This window comes from Microcystis sp. LE19-131.1A, from assembly GCF_027532015.1.
Lineage (GTDB): Bacteria > Cyanobacteriota > Cyanobacteriia > Cyanobacteriales > Microcystaceae > Microcystis > Microcystis ichthyoblabe_A.
Genome location: NZ_JAPZSS010000229.1, coordinates 1 through 14541, shown reverse-complemented (window position 1 = coordinate 14541; position 14541 = coordinate 1). Strand labels below are relative to the sequence as shown.

The following is a 14541-nucleotide window of genomic DNA, read 5'->3' as shown; positions in this document are numbered from 1 at the left end:
CCAACTATCATTAACAACAGTAGATATCTGGCTCGTCCCAGTTCATTTTTTAACACTTTCTGGTATAGTTCACTTATCATTTTCGTTATTTAGGTCATATATGGTAAATATGACTTATCTTTTTTTGGAGTCTGTGTCTGTATTTTATGCTACATAAGCTTTTCAGCTTGCTTGTCCCCCTGTCAGGTTTCTGCTAAGTGTCAAGCTTCCTTAGATAGAACGCAAGCTAAATTGAAGAAAGCTAAGGCATGGAGTTGGCAACAAGATGCTAATGGTGGAAAAACACCATCTGAATTTAGTATAGAGACTCTAAATTCATCAAATGAATCCACGTGGATTCAATATAATGGACGAAACAATCCTTGGAAAGCAACCAGAAATAAGATAGTAAACATAACAGTCGGTGAACCAGGATTAAACAATGTTGGCAATTCCCCCAAATTTATGGAATCAATCAGTCAAGACATCATACTTTCCTGTTCGGATGTTGTATTGATTAAGTTTTGGCTAGGATATGAATGGGGACCAGAAGTCGGTCTTCTTCAAGATGGAAATGTTAGAGTTTTTAAATGTTTGAGTGAGGATAATAGGAATTATGGTGAAGGTTTTCCTTGGGGATATGATGATTGTTGCTGCTAGTTATTAGACATCTCCAAAAATTATCACCAGCTCACAGCTTGCTTTGGGGCTGTGTACTAACTAAACAGTTCAATAAGTCTTGATATTACCCTTAGATTCTTGTTGATTTAGATGGAAACAAAACGCGACAAGTGCAGTATGAATGATAATCTTTACAGAAGTACCCGACAATTAAGTACGTTGAATAATTGTAAACTTTTGTCAAAAAATGCAGTCAGATCAAAGAATCGTCGCTAGACTTCCAGAAAGTTTCTTTTATTTCAGCCTATTGTCATAAATCTACTTCAAGCTTCTGGGTGTGATATACGAAAAATTCTGCGATCGCGCCCAAATAGGCTGATATGCCGAAACTTTTCACAGTTCGTTACTCAGACTTCAAAAAATTGCCGTTTATTAAGAGAGGAGCAAGTTAAATGCCGAGTAATTTTTTCAGTTTATTATTCGACCTTTCCTTTTCCAAATTTATTGGAATTAGAATTATTGGTTTAATTTACGGAGTAGGGGGAATTTTTATCTTCCTAATTTCTTTAACATCTTTGATAAATGGATTTCAAGCAGGTCCGGGTCAAGGTTTACTGGCTTTTCTCTTGTCCCCAGTTTTATTCCTATCACTCCTGATTAGCTTTCGCATTGTTTTAGAGGGATTTGTGGCCTCACTAAAAACTGCTGAAAATACTTCAGAGCTTGTTGAACACTTCAAACGGCTTCCGTAAGTCTGGAGTTTTTCATCACAAACTTCTGAAAACAAGTTAAGGTCATGCCAAATCATTAACCCTTAAATGAACTACTCCACTTGATCGTGTAGCAGCGTAGAGTGGTTCATTTTTATTTATTTACACCATGCGTTGCTTCTGCTTCCATCTGGTGCTATGTAATTATGATCACCATCACAGCTTTGTACACCATTAAAATTAGCACCTGTCACATCCGCCCCTGTAAAATTAGACTGACCTATAAAAGCATTTATCAAACTTGCTCCTTTTAAATTAGCATCCATTAATTGTGTCACCCACATACGAACGCTATTAAGTCTAGCATTTGATAAATTTGCTCCTATTAATTTGGTACTATTCAAGTTAGCTCCCGTCAAAATTGCGCCACTTAAATTGGCTTTTGTTAAATCAGAACCACCAAGACTAGCACCACTTAAATCAGCGCCTTGTAGATTAGCGTGTCTTAGATTTAATCCACTCAAATCTGCACCACTTAAATCACATCCGGGGCATTGTTTTGTTTGCTTAAATTTTTTCACATGATCGATATTTTCAGCACCGATAGAACTTGCTAAACTCATAGAAAATAGAACGATTATTGAAAAGATGATAGTAAGTTTCATAGCTATTTTACCTCAATTTTTTTCAAACAAATTAAGAAGCAATTATAACATAGTATTTCCCCGATGCGGACGAAAAGGATGCTATCCCTCAGTGCATTTTCTGAGGGCAGTTTATCCTCCACTAACCCTATTGATTCCAACGAAAGTACCTTTGAGATTTTCATTTCTAGGGAAATCGCAAAGGTTTTGAGTCATATCAAATAAAAGCCTTTTTTAGTAGGGCTTTTACCTATATTGAGCGAACCCTATCTTGTAACATCGGGATAAGATGGACATTTATAGACTGTTACTTCGTACTTATCCTTCCAATCACAGCTGACACGATTACCAGGGCAAACACGCTTTGTTGTTGGTACTTTATTCTTTTCTTCAACAATGGTTGTTGTTTCCACGTATGCTGTGAAGGTTCCCTGGTCAACTATTGTGTTTTTTTCCTTAATCGTATAATCGAAATCGTTTTCTCCCTGTCTGACGATTAGAAATTGTCCATCGTGTCCTGAACCGATGGTTATCTCGGTAATTTGGGAGCCTCTGCCCCGGCTATAATCTCGATCGGTGAAGGGAAAAGGATCGCTCGCCACTCCCCGGCTAACATTTCTAACAATAACCCTTCTGTCCCGACTCGGAGGGAAGGCGGTGGAGGTAAAGCTTGCTTTTACTATACCTTTAGAAAACCCTGGGCATTCACCGGTGTATCGGTACATGGGAATCACCAATCTGTTGAGAGAGGGACTTCCTATTATTTCCAAACCAACTTCCGGCGATTCCGTTTGCTTATTCTGTTGTTGTTGGTTGCTGGTGATAATTGGCGGGTAAATATTTATCGCTTGGGTATTTGACGGCAGACAAGTTAGGCAGAAACTTAGGCTGAGAAATTTCAGAGGTGAAATGAAACCGTTATTCATCATAATTAGGGTTCAGATTCGCTTGAGATTATATTCTCTATAATACCTGAGTCTATGAAACTTAAAGCATCGCATTTTTCCAATCGGTTAAGGAATGTTCCGAAGTCGGAAGCGGCAAGAAGTTTATAGGATGGCAAGTGACCTTTTTTGGCTTCAAGACTGTAGTTGGGGGGATTGGTCAATGGTCCTTCATAGCCACGCCGCCACCCTACCCTCTCTTCAAATTGCTTATAGTCATTTTTTACGCCTCTCCAGATTTCTCCCTGAACGCTAAAGCCAAAATGTCCACTGGAATATTGCACCCAAAGTCGATTAATAATCTTCAGGTCAGAACAGGACAGATTGTTGATGATGTTTCCGTTAAAGTAGGTTTGATCTGTACCTCGAAGCATTAGTTTTTTCGTTTCGGCTTCGGCCCGCTGCCAATTTCCCTGTTCGAGAAGACTGCGAAGTGTCTGAAAGCGATTATTATCGGGCAGCGGAGTGGCTCGACAGTCGTCCACTACTTGGATATTTTGCCAGCTTGCATAAAGATTAATAGGAACGGATAAAAATTCTATAACTTGTGTGTTAGGGTCTCTGTCACCTCCCCCATTAATTCCCACCAAACAGCCGTTTTCGTGTAATAGTGAACCGCCACTCATTCCCTGTACAAGTTCGAGTTTATGGGCAATTTGATATCCCCCTGCGGCTTTTCTGTCAATACCAAGTATATTACCTGGACCCAAAAATCGCGCACGTCGGTCTCGGCTAGTTTTGCTAGGAACTGCCCAGCCAAATACATAAACTTTACTTGAGCCAGATAGCTGTTCTGCATTACCTATTCTGACAGTTTCGTATTCTATTGTACTAAAAAACTGGAGAATTGCTAAATCAGCATTCGGATGAATTTTTACCGAGGAAATTTCACTTATATATTGTTGTCTGTCAGAAGTTTCAACGCGATAACCAGTAGAGTTGAGCATCCCTTGGCTGGTTAGCTTATTTTCTTGATTGCAGAATTTTCGATCATTTGAATCAAGAAGAAGTACATGGCAGTTAGTCAGGACAGTATATAAATACCCTTGCCGTCCTTTAGATGTATCTTTTTGTTTCTGAACAATTGCTCCAGTACCTGGTTTATGACCAATTATTTTGACTGTAGTTTGTTTGGCGATTTCCTCAACTTCTCTTTGGGAGAGAGCTAATAAGCCTTGCTGAGTTAACGAAACCGCTATTAATCCAACCATAAGCCAGTTTATTGTAGCTAATATTTTCATCTATTTATCAGATATTACTTTAATAATTTGTTCGCTGGGGATTGCCCAACTTGAGTTATTGATTAGAGTCTGCAAATCCGGCGATGGTTGAGAACCATCTTCATAATTATCGGAGTTTTCCCACAAAACGGGATGTCTGCCGCTGATGCCGACTAATTCTCCCTTTTTATTGAGTAATGGACCTCCGCTCATTCCCTTTTCAAAGTCGCCATTATATCCGATTTGATATCCTCCTTCTAGCGGTTTTTCTAAGAATGCAACTATTTTACCCGGTGTAAAATCAAACTCGTCGTTTAGGCTCTGAGTGCTTTCTTTTGTTTCTTTTTTTTGTATTGACTCATTGGCTGGATAGGTAAATTGTGGTTGCAAATAAAAAGGGAAACCCGCCGCTAACACATATTGCCCTCTCTTTAGGTTAGCGGAGGAACCTAGGCGAGAAGCCACATAAAAGCAGGGAGATTTAAATTGTAGTAAGGCTAGGTCATTCCGAGCAAAATTTGCAGTTTTTACCACTTCTGAAATATGAATCTTTCCGTCAAAGGTTTGAATGCTGTAGGAAAAGTGATTATCCTTGAGAACATGGGCGTTAGTAATCACTTTATAATTGTTGTTTTGGGAGTAAATTATTACTCCAGAACCGATAAATTCTGATTCATATAATATTTTTACGGTGATAACTTTAATCTTATTATATAAAGAATCGATCAAAATTGGTCGAGAAGATGGGCATCCCGACCGAATAATGTGAGGAGCAAAGTAGCTATTATCTGCATCAGTCACTAGCCTTAAGGCTGGACTACTGATCAGAAACATTATTAGTAAAAGTTGACATTGGGATTGGTTCACTGCCAAACTTACTCCTAGCGAGGCTCATTTTCTGAAGCTTCGATTATTTCTTCAAGATTGTTAATAAAAGTCTCGACATTAATATTAAGTTCTCCTTCTGAATCATAGGAAAAAGGCTGGTCAGTAAATCTGAATTTTGAAGGATTGCCATAGCGATTCATATTAAATAGTTTTTGGGCAACTTCTTCAGAGTTTACTCCTGTTTTTAGAGTGAATAATACCTCGTTTTTAGCACAACTGCCGCCCTTAACTTTAGGAACACAGATGACGGGATAGCCATTAACATTTGAAGTTTTAACATTGGTCAGCATAGGAGCATATTGATTAAAGCGATCAGAAACCGTGATGCAGCGTTTCCTGTTGTCCCATCCTGACTCGGCAAAGTCGTTAGAAGTCCATTCAATTATCGCTATATTTCTTTTAGGGCGTTTGACAAAGGTATTCCACTTTCCCTGAAGTTGGCCGCAGAAGAACAGTCCCTTTCCTGCGGACTTGCTAGGTTCTGGCACACTGAAAGTGGCCGCACCAGTTAAGAATAACATCGCCAGAATTTGGCATGGCTGTCGGTGTTTCATTCTCAATGACCTCTTTTTTTCGTTTTAGTCGCTAGTCTAACATGGGATTCATCCCAAATCAACTTTTAATAATACGATTAACTCCTGATCGAGCTTTGAAAACCTGCGCCCCGCTTCCCACTTACTTATAGCTATCAGTCATCAGCCTTGAAGACGTTATTAAACAAGATGTAGTATAAAAGCTGGTCAGGATAATCTTGACACCGATAATTCAGAAACTCGGCCGCCAAACTTGGATTTTCTTGTCAAAATTGCTGGCAACGGTACGCCCATCTCCACTGAGGGCAATCATTCTAGGTGAATCGAAAGATTTGGGAGAGGAAGGGGAGTAGCTAAAAATCTCCTTTTTGGTGTTTAGGTTCCATAATCTAATGGTTTCATCGGAACTGCGGCCAGCAATTATCTTGCCATCTTCGCTGATAACTATCAAACAGATATCGGCGGATGACCCTGCTTGGAGAGGAGAATCTTTCCAATCGCTATCTTTCCAAATTCTGATATTTTCTTGGCAACTGCTACTAGCGGCGGTGGTTCCATCGGCACTGACGGCAACCGAGGGGGCTGTCCATGGATTGATAGAGGGAAAAATGCGTGGTTCGTATGGGTTACTGCCTTGTTTTTGCCAAAAACTGATGTCACCACCCGAATGTCCGCTGACGATAATTGATGCGTCTTGATTGATGGCAAGGGATACCACCTCTTTTTCCACTGGTAGCGTCTCGATTAAATTTCCCGTTGACAGATTCCAGAGTTTAACTGTTGTATCTTTTCCACCAGTAACCAGTGTATTGCCATCGGAACTTAAGGCTAGGGCGATCAAACCTCGTTGGTTTGGCAGGGTAATATGTTCTTTTCCCGTTTTTAAATCCCAAACCTTGAGTGTGCCATCTTCACTGCTGCTGGCTAATATCTGTTGATCATTACTTATAGCGATCTCTAAAATAGCTTTTCCGTGTCCTGCTATGGTTTTTTTCCGTTTTCCAGTTGCCACGTCCCACAGGTAGATGTTCCCTTTCTCATCCCCACCTAGCAAAGTTTGACCATCTTCGTCTAGTACAAAAGAATTAATCTGGCTCGACGGCTCAATCAAGGGAAGTTCTTTAACCGTTGGTTCATTTGGGAACAAGTAATCCAACCACGGTTTTATTATTGGATGGCCAAACCCAAAAGAAAACCCACCAGTTATAACAATAAAAATTACCCAGAACCAACGTTCAAACCTCGATGGTGGGAGAGGTCGAGGTGGGGAAGTAGTAGTAGAAGATTGGTTGACAGAAACAGTCGGTTGGGAAGAAACGGGCAAGCCGGTTAACATTTCTTGAGCAGAGGTGAAGCGATCACGGGGGTGGAAACGGACAGCGCGATCGATAACGGCGGCTAAATTCGAGGGTCGGTGGGGCGCATCTTTTCGCCAGAGGATTTCACCGGTGTTGGGGTCGCTGGTGAGAGCTTGAGGAGTTTTGCCCGTCAGCAGGAAAATTGCGGTTAGACCCAAGCTGTAGAGGTCGCTGGAGCGAACTGGATGGCCAGCTGCTTGTTCTGATGCCATGTAGCCAGGAGTTCCCAATGGGACTGTTTTATTGCCGCCATTGATATTGTTCACCTCTTTGAAAATACCAAAATCAATGAGAACCGGTTTACCGTCGCTGGCCCGCAGGATGATATTGTCGGGTTTGATGTCCCGGTGGATGATTCCTCGGCCGTGGATGTAGTCGAGGACGGGTAGGAGTTCTCGCAAGATTTTTTCTACTTCCGCTTCCGAGAGGTTGCCTTCTCGTTGGTGTTTTTGACTGAGGGTGATCCCTTCAATCCATTCTTGGACGAAGAAGAAATTTTCCCCTTCTGAAAAGTAGTCGTAAAGTTGGGGAATTTGTGGGTGATTTTGCCCTAATTTTTCTAAAATGGCGGCTTCGTCCTGGAAACGTTTTTCAAACCAACCGGGAGTTGGTGCTGTGTTAGTTGTATCATCCGGCTTTAGTTGCTTGATTACACATTTACGGCGGGAGGGCATACGAGTATCGATCGCGAGGAAAGTTTCGCCAAAACCGCCTCTACCTAGTTGTTCCAAGATTTCATAGCGATTGTTTAGCATTTAATAGCGACTCTCTAATAGGAATGCTGTTATTTTAAAATGGATAAACTTCGTGGGGGTGATTTTTTTTCAACCCTCGCTGCCCGCTGCCCTTGAGCTATTGGTTAGATTAGCAAAAATGGTAAGTAGCTGGTTATAATTAAATTGAAGATAGATTTTGGGTTTGATCCCCCCTGCCCTCCTTGATAAGGGGGGCATTTGATAATTTTTAACGCCTACGTACTTAATTAAGTCCAGAAAACAAAAACTATCAAAAAGTCCCTCCTATCTCCTGCTGTCAACCCATTGATTAGGATTTTTCTTAGCCAAAAACTTTTTTGGCAGCGATCAAAGATTTTAGGCAAGGATGTGGAACGCTTCAGCTGATTTGGTGTAACAGAAAATTGCTGTAGATTTTACAATCTAAGACTTTAATGAGATAGTCAACAACTTACCCCGTCATAAAATTAGGGGGTTTTAAACTCGAATTTTTGATAACCTGAGATGCCTCGATACGGAAAGACTTCACCCCCAAACCTCCCCACTACCCCCTAGCTTTTACCTAGGGATAAAAAACCAAATAGAACAGACAAAAAGCCTGTTCTATTTCTTAGGAGAAAAAAACTTAAACGGTCATGATATCTTTTTCTTTTGTCGTTAATAAATCCTCGATTTTGGCGATAAATTTATCGGTGGATTTCTGGACTTGATCCTGTAAATCCCTGGATTCATCCTCAGAAATTTCGTGACTTTTTTCCTGTTTACGGATAGCATCGATCGCATCCCGACGAATATTGCGGACAGCTACCTTTCCTTCTTCGGCCAATTTCGCCGCTAATTTGACCAATTCCTTGCGGCGATCGCTAGTGAGGGGAGGGATATTCAAACGAATGGTCTGACCGTCATTACTGGGGGTTAAACCCACGTCCGAGAGAGAAATCGCCTTTTCGATCGCCCCCATACTGGTACGATCGAAGGGTTGAATAGCGATCGTGGTTGCGTCGGGAGTGCTAATAGTGGCCAGGGACTTGAGGGGAGTTTCCATGCCATAATACTCCACCACGATTCGATCTAAAAGAGAAGCATTTGCGCGGCCGGTACGAATCGTATTAAAACCTCTCTGGGTTGATTCGACGGTTTTCTGCATATGGTCTTGAACTTCAGCTAACTTCACAGAATCCTCCTACCAATGTTCCAACGGGTTCACCTTTGACAGCGCGAACAATATTACCTGCTACCGACAGATCGAAAACGACTATCGGGATATTATTTTCCTTGCACAGAGCGATCGCAGTTCCGTCCATCACCCGCAGATCATGGGTCAGCACATGACCGTAGGTGAGACTTTGAAAGCGTCGCGCGTTAGGGTTGTGAGAGGGATCGGAATCATAAACCCCATCCACTTTCGTCGCTTTAAACACCACTTCCGCATCGATTTCGGCAGCGCGTAGGGCTGCCGTGGTATCGGTGGTAAAGAAAGGATTACCCGATCCCGCACCGAAAACCACCACCCGACCTTTTTCCAGATGACGGATGGCCCGCCGGCGGATGTAGGGTTCAGCTAATTCCTGCATCGCAATCGCCGTTAATACCCTGGTCGGTACTTGCGCTCGTTCTAGGGCATCCTGCAAGGTCATGGCGTTCATGACTGTTGCTATCATACCAATATAATCGGCCGTGGCCCGATCCATGCCAGCCGAGGCGGCTTTCACCCCCCGAAAAATATTGCCCCCACCGACTACGATCGCCAATTGGATGCCTTGGTCAACCACTTCGGAGATTTCCTGAGCGATAGCGGAAACCACCATCGGGTCGATCCCATAGCCGAGATTGCCCATCAGGGCCTCCCCACTCAGTTTTAATAATACCCGCTTGTACGCCATGCCCTTACTACCACTCGCTAAAACAAGATCTAGATAATTTTTGTCTCCCCATAAGATAGCAGGTTTTGGCCTTGATTTAAGTTGACCAGTCCACTCTCCCCCAGGGCCAACAAGTTAAGATTAATAAATCTTTTCGTTGGGAAATTAGTATTTAGTGATACCTTTGTTATTAAGGGAAGCTTAGTTTTATAGAGAATTAATAACCGTGGTCAGCGATCGATTACTATTGGTTAACAAAAACAATCAAAAGGCCGCTAACATCGATACCTTTGATTGGGTCTATGGGTTTCAGGATGGAACTCGTCTGATGGGCAAGGTTTGCGGTTACTTAGATCCCGATAGTAATCGTCTTCTCGATCCCGAAAACTGCAGCGCTATCTACCAGAATGCCCAGGGACAAGTCCTTAGTCGTTGGCAAGGTGGAGATTTTATCGCTTTTGAACTAACCACCACTGGGGAAGATCTCCTGATCGTGGCTTCTAATGATAATTGTGTCAGTAATAGTCTCTGTTTGGTTTCGGGCATTAGTCGCAGCTGCGCCCAAGTTAGCGATGAAGGAAAATCCCTCGTCCGGGAGGTTTTTCAATACCCTGCTTGGTCTTTGCAAGACGATAATAGCAGTTCTAAGCCGGCTTTCAGTTGGAATTGTTCCGTATCTCCCTTTTTCCCCTTTGTTTCCCTGCGTTTTAATCTTCAGTCCACCAGCAGCAAAAAATTCTATCGTTGGACGGTTTCTCCCTATTTTCCCTTTTGTCCCCTCTTAGAAGTGGGAGAATCCCTTGCCTAATTAGCTTTTTCACTACGATAGTTTTAGAAGATTTCAACACATCAGGAATGGTTAAAACCGTAAGCTATCCCGTGCTATATCAGACTTAGGATGGCGTTCTTTTCGAGATATGCTATCGGCTAAATCCGCTTAGTATGGTCGGGATTTTCGCTTAATTTCTCGATGAAAGTCTGACCGTTGCCCAGATATAGGGGCCAAAAAGCCTTAAATGTCCGTGGGTGGGAACTTCTTTTTTATGGGACTTTGCACGATAGAGATGTTAGAGCAGTTATCTTAATAGTGAGGTACGAAGTTTTCCGGCTCTCTTATTCTTTGTGTGATCTCGCGTAGCGAGCGCGTTGCGACCAGTTTAACTTACTAGAAAAGCGATCAATCTTTGTGTCCTCTGTGTCTGGAGTGGTTCCTTCCACCCCCTCGCTAGGAGGAATGTATCTTAGAATACATTTTACCCACCAAATCCAAGAGAGCCATAATTCATAATTCCTTTCCAAAATGCCTTCGCCAGAATCTGCTCCGTTGTTATCACAACTGCAAAAAAAAGTCAATAGTTTAGATGTACCATTTTATGCGCCAGGGCATAAGCAGGGGGAAGGAATCGGGGAAGATTTAAGTAATTTACTAGGAAAAAGCGTCTTTAAAGCCGATTTACCCGAATTACCCGACCTGGATAATTTGTTTGCCCCGACGGGAGTGATTAAAGAAGCGCAAATTTTAGCAGCCGAGACATTTGGGGCAGATAAAAGCTGGTTTTTAGTCAATGGTTCCAGTTGTGGCATTATTGCGGCGATTTTAGCCACTTGCGGCGAGGGAGATAAAATTATTTTAGCGAGAAATATTCATAAATCGGCAATTTCGGGCTTAATTCTCTCCGGAGCGCAGCCTATCTTTATCAATCCCGAATATAATCCCACTATCGATCTAAATTTAAATATAACCCCCCAATCCCTCGCAAATGCCCTGAAACTTCATCCCGACGCAAAAGCGGTAATGGTAGTCTCTCCCACCTATCAAGGGGTTTGCTGTGACTTAAAAACTATCGCCCAGATTACCAATCATTATTCCATCCCGCTGCTCGTTGATGAGGCTCACGGAGCCCATTTTGCCTTTCATCCCGATTTACCTCCCGCTGCCCTCTCTCTCGGCGCCGATATGGCTATTCAGTCCACCCATAAGGTTTTAGGGGCCTTAACTCAAGCATCGATGTTACACTTAAAAAGTGATCGCATTAGTTCCGAAAAAGTCGATCGAGCCTTACAATTAGTTCAAACCACTAGCCCTAGTTATCTACTTCTCGCCTCCCTTGATAGTGCTAGAAAGCAAATGGCGACGCAAGGACTAGATTTACTGACCAAAACCCTCGATTTAGCCGCTACTGCCCGAAAAGAACTCGATAAAATTCCTAATATCTCTGTTTTAGACTTTCCCCATTCTATCCCGGGTTGTCACTGGTTCGATCGCACTCGTTTAACGGTAATTGTCAAAGATTTTGGCTTAACTGGTTACGAAATAGACGATATTTTGCGAGAAAAATACGCTGTCACGGCAGAATTACCGACTTTAAGCCAACTTACTTTTATTATCTCCATCGGCAATCATCGCGAACACATTAATCGCCTCATTACTGCTTTTCAATCCCTTCAATCCCCTTCCTCTACCAGTTTACCCCTGACTCCTGCCCCAGTCACGGGAAATCTGGCTATTTCTCCTAGAAAGGCTTTTTTTGCCCCTACAGAGATAGTATCCCGGAAAAATGCCCTCGATCGTCTTAGTGCTGATCTTATCTGTCCCTATCCCCCCGGTATTCCCGTTTTGATGCCGGGAGAGTTAATTTCCCAGGAAGTCCTCGACTATCTGCAAACTATTTTAGACCTCGGTGGCACGATTACCGGCGGTAGTGATGATAATTTGGCAACTTTTAGGGTTTTAAAATAATCGCAAAATTATCTGATATACTAACCGGAAAAAGGCAGTAATAGCAATGGCTCCAATGGCTGCCATCACGGCAATGATAGCAATTTCAGGAAAACTTAGGCCGTTTTGCAGTTGCGGAATTAACAGGAAGGCGAGGGTAATTGCTGCTAGAATCGGTAAATCTTTTCCTTCAATCACTTTTTTAAATAATGCCAAAACTAAGCCACCTAAGATCATAAAGGCGATGACAATTCCTGCCGAGGGAACTAAACTATTTAAGGCAATTACTAATAATGTCCCCTCAAATCCTGTAAAGGCAGCATTAGCGAAAGTTTCCCCAAGAGAAAAGCGGGAAGTTTTTCTCATCACCGGAGAAGCTGGGGGAATTGGAGAGGGTGGAGGAGATGGGGGAGGAGGATTTAAAGCGGTTAAAACTTCTTCACAGGATTGAAATCTATCCCGGGGATTTGCTAGTAACATTTTATTGAATACTTGGGCTAAATCTGCACTGATATTAGGGGCATAATTTTGCCAATTCCAGATCTGTTTTTGCGGATCGTATAGCTCGTCAGGATCGCGATTAGTTAAGAGTATAACACAGGTAGCTGCTAGGGCATATAAATCTGTGGATGCCGATACCTGATTGCCTAATTGTTGTTCGGGAGGAGCAAATCCGGCTGAATAAATTGTTGTGGATTTCTCTTGTGTATTACTAGGGTTATTAGTCGCCTGTTTTACTGCCCCAAAATCGAGTAAATAGAGACGGCCATTTTGGGATCGCATGATGTTAGATGGTTTTATATCCCGGTGAATGGAACCATTTTCATGGATAAATTTGAGGATAAGAAGTAATTCTTTGAGAATGTTTTTAACTTCACTTTCTTGAAAGGGTTTTTGTTGCTGTTGGAGAATTTCTTCTAGGTTTTTACCATCGATATATTCCTGGGCCAGATAGAAAAATTGCTCTTCTTCTCCCGTTAATTGATTCTTGACTGTTAAAGGGAAAAAAGCATAGAGATCGGGGATTTGGGGATGTTCTCGTCCTAAATCTTCTAAAACGTGCGCTTCTTGAAAAAATAAGTTTTTCGCTTTTTCTAAAGCTTGGGGACTTAAATTACCAGAGGGTTGAAATTGTTTGATTACACATTTAGCTTTTTTGGGACTATAACGATCTACTGCTAAAAATGCCGCCCCAAATCCCCCTTGTCCCAATAGACGTTCTGGTAAATAACGTCCCCCCAAAATTAATGGCATCCCGCAAGTAATACAATATTTCTGCTCGATCGAGGTTAAGCGATTGCTATCGTCTAGGTCTAGGCACTGATTACGCGGTCTCGGACAGTGGGGACGCGTGCAAATAACTTCCATAATCACCGTTTCCCGTGGTACTGCTCTTAGTTTAGCTACTACCGGCAATTCGGGTTAAAATTTTTATTCTTGAGAAAGATTTAAAAAGAGGGTTCGTAGGCCGACACGGATTCCCATTCTACTACAAGGTTAGCAAAAATTTTAGAGTTTGTCAAGTCTTTGGCCGAAAAAAATTCAGCCAGATAAGGGCGGTTATCAATCGGGTCACGCATATCAGCCAAGGCAAGGGTTCTGGCCGCGGCGTTTTGATGCGCTTGAAAATATTGCTTTTTTTTCCCAAAGGCAGTAAACTCAAATGTATCGTAAATGTATTTCAGATGAATTATGACTCTATATCTAGTAGAGGATGATCGACAAGAAAGGACAAAAGAAGAGGTGAGCGAGATATTGGAGCGCATTGCCACAGTCGCATCAAAATCCCAGGGAGAGTTAATCGAAGCCCTAATCGGTGAAACAGAGGGGCGGTTATTCCTGATTATCAAAGCGATTGATCGCGCCTCCCTCGAACAAGTACTAGAAAACGCTGGGCTAAGTTGGCAACTAATCAAGGAAATGCGCTTGATTGGGCAGGACTTAGCCACTGTGCGAGAGCGCAAAGACAAAGCCAACTATCTAGTACAGTGGAATTTACCCCCGGGGCTAACGATGGAAACTTACCTGCAACGAAAAGCGGAGAAAACCCCCCTTTATGCTCAAGTGCCGGAAGTCAGTTTCGAGCGTACCTATGTTTGCGAAGACTTGAGTAAATGTCTCTGTTTCTACGATAGTCCCGATGAAGCGGCGGTAAAAAGAGCCAGAGAAGTGGTCGGCGCACCTATAGCTGAACTTCCCCCATACATATATACCACAATAGCTGAAAACCCTTATCCATCAATGGATGCACCCCCTTAACTTTTCTTAATGTACCCATGTAATTTGTAACATTTCTTAATGGACAAGAATTCTCTCCCTTTGCTAGAAT

Annotated in this window: 15 protein-coding genes and 1 pseudogene; 6 read left to right on the top strand and 10 right to left on the bottom strand. The window is 42.4% G+C overall.

Translation table 11 applies throughout. The features are described from left to right. Window positions 1–231 precede the first annotated feature (231 nt). Both O9323_RS16725 and O9323_RS16720 read left to right on the top strand, forming a co-directional pair. On the top strand, window positions 232–639 hold the full coding sequence (locus tag O9323_RS16725; protein WP_223210831.1) for a hypothetical protein: 408 nt from the start codon (window positions 232–234) through the stop codon (window positions 637–639). Between the two features lie 413 nt (window positions 640–1052). Beyond that, on the top strand, window positions 1053–1352 hold the full coding sequence (locus tag O9323_RS16720; RefSeq protein WP_002746713.1) for a DUF4282 domain-containing protein: 300 nt from the start codon (window positions 1053–1055) through the stop codon (window positions 1350–1352). A 116-nt stretch (window positions 1353–1468) separates the two neighbouring features. Here the strand turns inward: O9323_RS16720 and O9323_RS16715 are convergent, their stop codons facing one another. The 8 genes from O9323_RS16715 to pyrH all read right to left on the bottom strand — a co-directional run bounded on the left by O9323_RS16715 (window position 1469) and on the right by pyrH (window position 9514). Then, window positions 1469–1975: a pentapeptide repeat-containing protein gene (locus O9323_RS16715; RefSeq protein WP_002753839.1), complete on the bottom strand. Its 507-nt coding sequence runs from the start codon at window positions 1973–1975 to the stop codon at window positions 1469–1471. A 245-nt stretch (window positions 1976–2220) separates the two neighbouring features. Continuing rightward, a complete protein-coding gene (locus tag O9323_RS16710) occupies window positions 2221–2883 on the bottom strand; it encodes a hypothetical protein (protein ID WP_288125454.1) in 663 nt (220 codons plus the stop codon). A gap of 2 nt (window positions 2884–2885) precedes the next feature. Further along, entirely contained in the window at window positions 2886–4109 is a 1224-nt protein-coding gene (locus O9323_RS16705) for a GUN4 domain-containing protein (protein WP_353851598.1), read from the bottom strand. Window positions 4110–4139: 30 nt separating this feature from the next. Continuing rightward, the gene (locus O9323_RS16700; RefSeq protein WP_262382234.1) at window positions 4140–4847 is read right to left on the bottom strand and encodes a S1 family peptidase; all 708 of its coding nucleotides are present in this window, start codon (window positions 4845–4847) and stop codon (window positions 4140–4142) included. A 152-nt stretch (window positions 4848–4999) separates the two neighbouring features. Beyond that, window positions 5000–5527, bottom strand: coding sequence for a COP23 domain-containing protein (locus tag O9323_RS16695; RefSeq protein ID WP_262382233.1), 528 nt, complete (start codon window positions 5525–5527; stop codon window positions 5000–5002). 244 nt (window positions 5528–5771) lie between these two features. Next, on the bottom strand, window positions 5772–7652 hold the full coding sequence (locus tag O9323_RS16690; RefSeq protein ID WP_288125452.1) for a serine/threonine-protein kinase: 1881 nt from the start codon (window positions 7650–7652) through the stop codon (window positions 5772–5774). 604 nt (window positions 7653–8256) lie between these two features. Further along, window positions 8257–8778: a ribosome recycling factor gene (gene frr / locus O9323_RS16685; RefSeq protein ID WP_228051199.1), complete on the bottom strand. Its 522-nt coding sequence runs from the start codon at window positions 8776–8778 to the stop codon at window positions 8257–8259. A gap of 13 nt (window positions 8779–8791) precedes the next feature. After that, complete coding sequence (gene pyrH / locus O9323_RS16680) at window positions 8792–9514, bottom strand: UMP kinase (RefSeq protein WP_002732255.1); 723 nt, start codon at window positions 9512–9514, stop codon at window positions 8792–8794. Window positions 9515–9719: 205 nt separating this feature from the next. Between pyrH and O9323_RS16675 the strand changes: the two genes are divergently transcribed. After that, window positions 9720–10301 carry a hypothetical protein gene (locus tag O9323_RS16675; RefSeq protein WP_002746740.1) on the top strand — a complete coding sequence of 194 codons (582 nt, stop codon included), beginning with the start codon at window positions 9720–9722 and terminating at the stop codon, window positions 10299–10301. Between the two features lie 14 nt (window positions 10302–10315). Further along, a pseudogene (locus tag O9323_RS16670) lies at window positions 10316–10631 on the top strand (zinc ribbon domain-containing protein); the annotation flags it as partial. On the opposite strand, the gene O9323_RS16665 reads toward O9323_RS16670, so the two are convergent. Then, window positions 10607–10792 (bottom strand): hypothetical protein, encoded by a 186-nt coding sequence (locus O9323_RS16665; RefSeq protein WP_002746743.1) that lies wholly within the window; start codon window positions 10790–10792, stop codon window positions 10607–10609. The pseudogene O9323_RS16670 and the gene O9323_RS16665 sit on opposite strands and share 25 nt — an antisense overlap. 1 nt (window position 10793) lies before the next feature. Here O9323_RS16665 and O9323_RS16660 point away from each other — a divergent pair, with 1 nt between their 5' ends. Beyond that, window positions 10794–12233, top strand: a complete 1440-nt coding sequence (locus tag O9323_RS16660) for an aminotransferase class I/II-fold pyridoxal phosphate-dependent enzyme (RefSeq protein WP_288125450.1) — start codon at window positions 10794–10796, stop codon at window positions 12231–12233. Here the strand turns inward: O9323_RS16660 and O9323_RS16655 are convergent. Beyond that, the gene (locus tag O9323_RS16655; protein ID WP_149106762.1) at window positions 12225–13580 is read right to left on the bottom strand and encodes a serine/threonine-protein kinase; all 1356 of its coding nucleotides are present in this window, start codon (window positions 13578–13580) and stop codon (window positions 12225–12227) included. The genes O9323_RS16660 and O9323_RS16655 overlap by 9 nt on opposite strands. 324 nt (window positions 13581–13904) lie before the next feature. Here O9323_RS16655 and O9323_RS16650 point away from each other — a divergent pair, with 324 nt between their 5' ends. After that, window positions 13905–14471 (top strand): DUF4242 domain-containing protein, encoded by a 567-nt coding sequence (locus O9323_RS16650; RefSeq protein ID WP_288125449.1) that lies wholly within the window; start codon window positions 13905–13907, stop codon window positions 14469–14471. The last annotated feature ends 70 nt before the right edge of the window (window positions 14472–14541 follow it).

What these genes read in the sequence shown, in the direction of transcription:
- O9323_RS16720 (WP_002746713.1), top strand. Translation starts at nt 1,053, where the DNA reads ATGCCGAGTAATTTTTTCAGTTTATTATTCGACCTTTCCTTTTCCAAA.
- O9323_RS16715 (WP_002753839.1), bottom strand. Translation starts at nt 1,975, where the DNA reads ATGAAACTTACTATCATCTTTTCAATAATCGTTCTATTTTCTATGAGT.
- O9323_RS16710 (WP_288125454.1), bottom strand. Translation starts at nt 2,883, where the DNA reads ATGATGAATAACGGTTTCATTTCACCTCTGAAATTTCTCAGCCTAAGT.
- O9323_RS16705 (WP_353851598.1), bottom strand. Translation starts at nt 4,109, where the DNA reads ATGGTTGGATTAATAGCGGTTTCGTTAACTCAGCAAGGCTTATTAGCT.
- O9323_RS16695 (WP_262382233.1), bottom strand. Translation starts at nt 5,527, where the DNA reads ATGTTATTCTTAACTGGTGCGGCCACTTTCAGTGTGCCAGAACCTAGC.
- O9323_RS16690 (WP_288125452.1), bottom strand. Translation starts at nt 7,652, where the DNA reads ATGCTAAACAATCGCTATGAAATCTTGGAACAACTAGGTAGAGGCGGT.
- frr (WP_228051199.1), bottom strand. Translation starts at nt 8,778, where the DNA reads ATGCAGAAAACCGTCGAATCAACCCAGAGAGGTTTTAATACGATTCGT.
- pyrH (WP_002732255.1), bottom strand. Translation starts at nt 9,514, where the DNA reads ATGGCGTACAAGCGGGTATTATTAAAACTGAGTGGGGAGGCCCTGATG.
- O9323_RS16660 (WP_288125450.1), top strand. Translation starts at nt 10,794, where the DNA reads ATGCCTTCGCCAGAATCTGCTCCGTTGTTATCACAACTGCAAAAAAAA.
- O9323_RS16655 (WP_149106762.1), bottom strand. Translation starts at nt 13,580, where the DNA reads ATGGAAGTTATTTGCACGCGTCCCCACTGTCCGAGACCGCGTAATCAG.
- O9323_RS16650 (WP_288125449.1), top strand. Translation starts at nt 13,905, where the DNA reads ATGACTCTATATCTAGTAGAGGATGATCGACAAGAAAGGACAAAAGAA.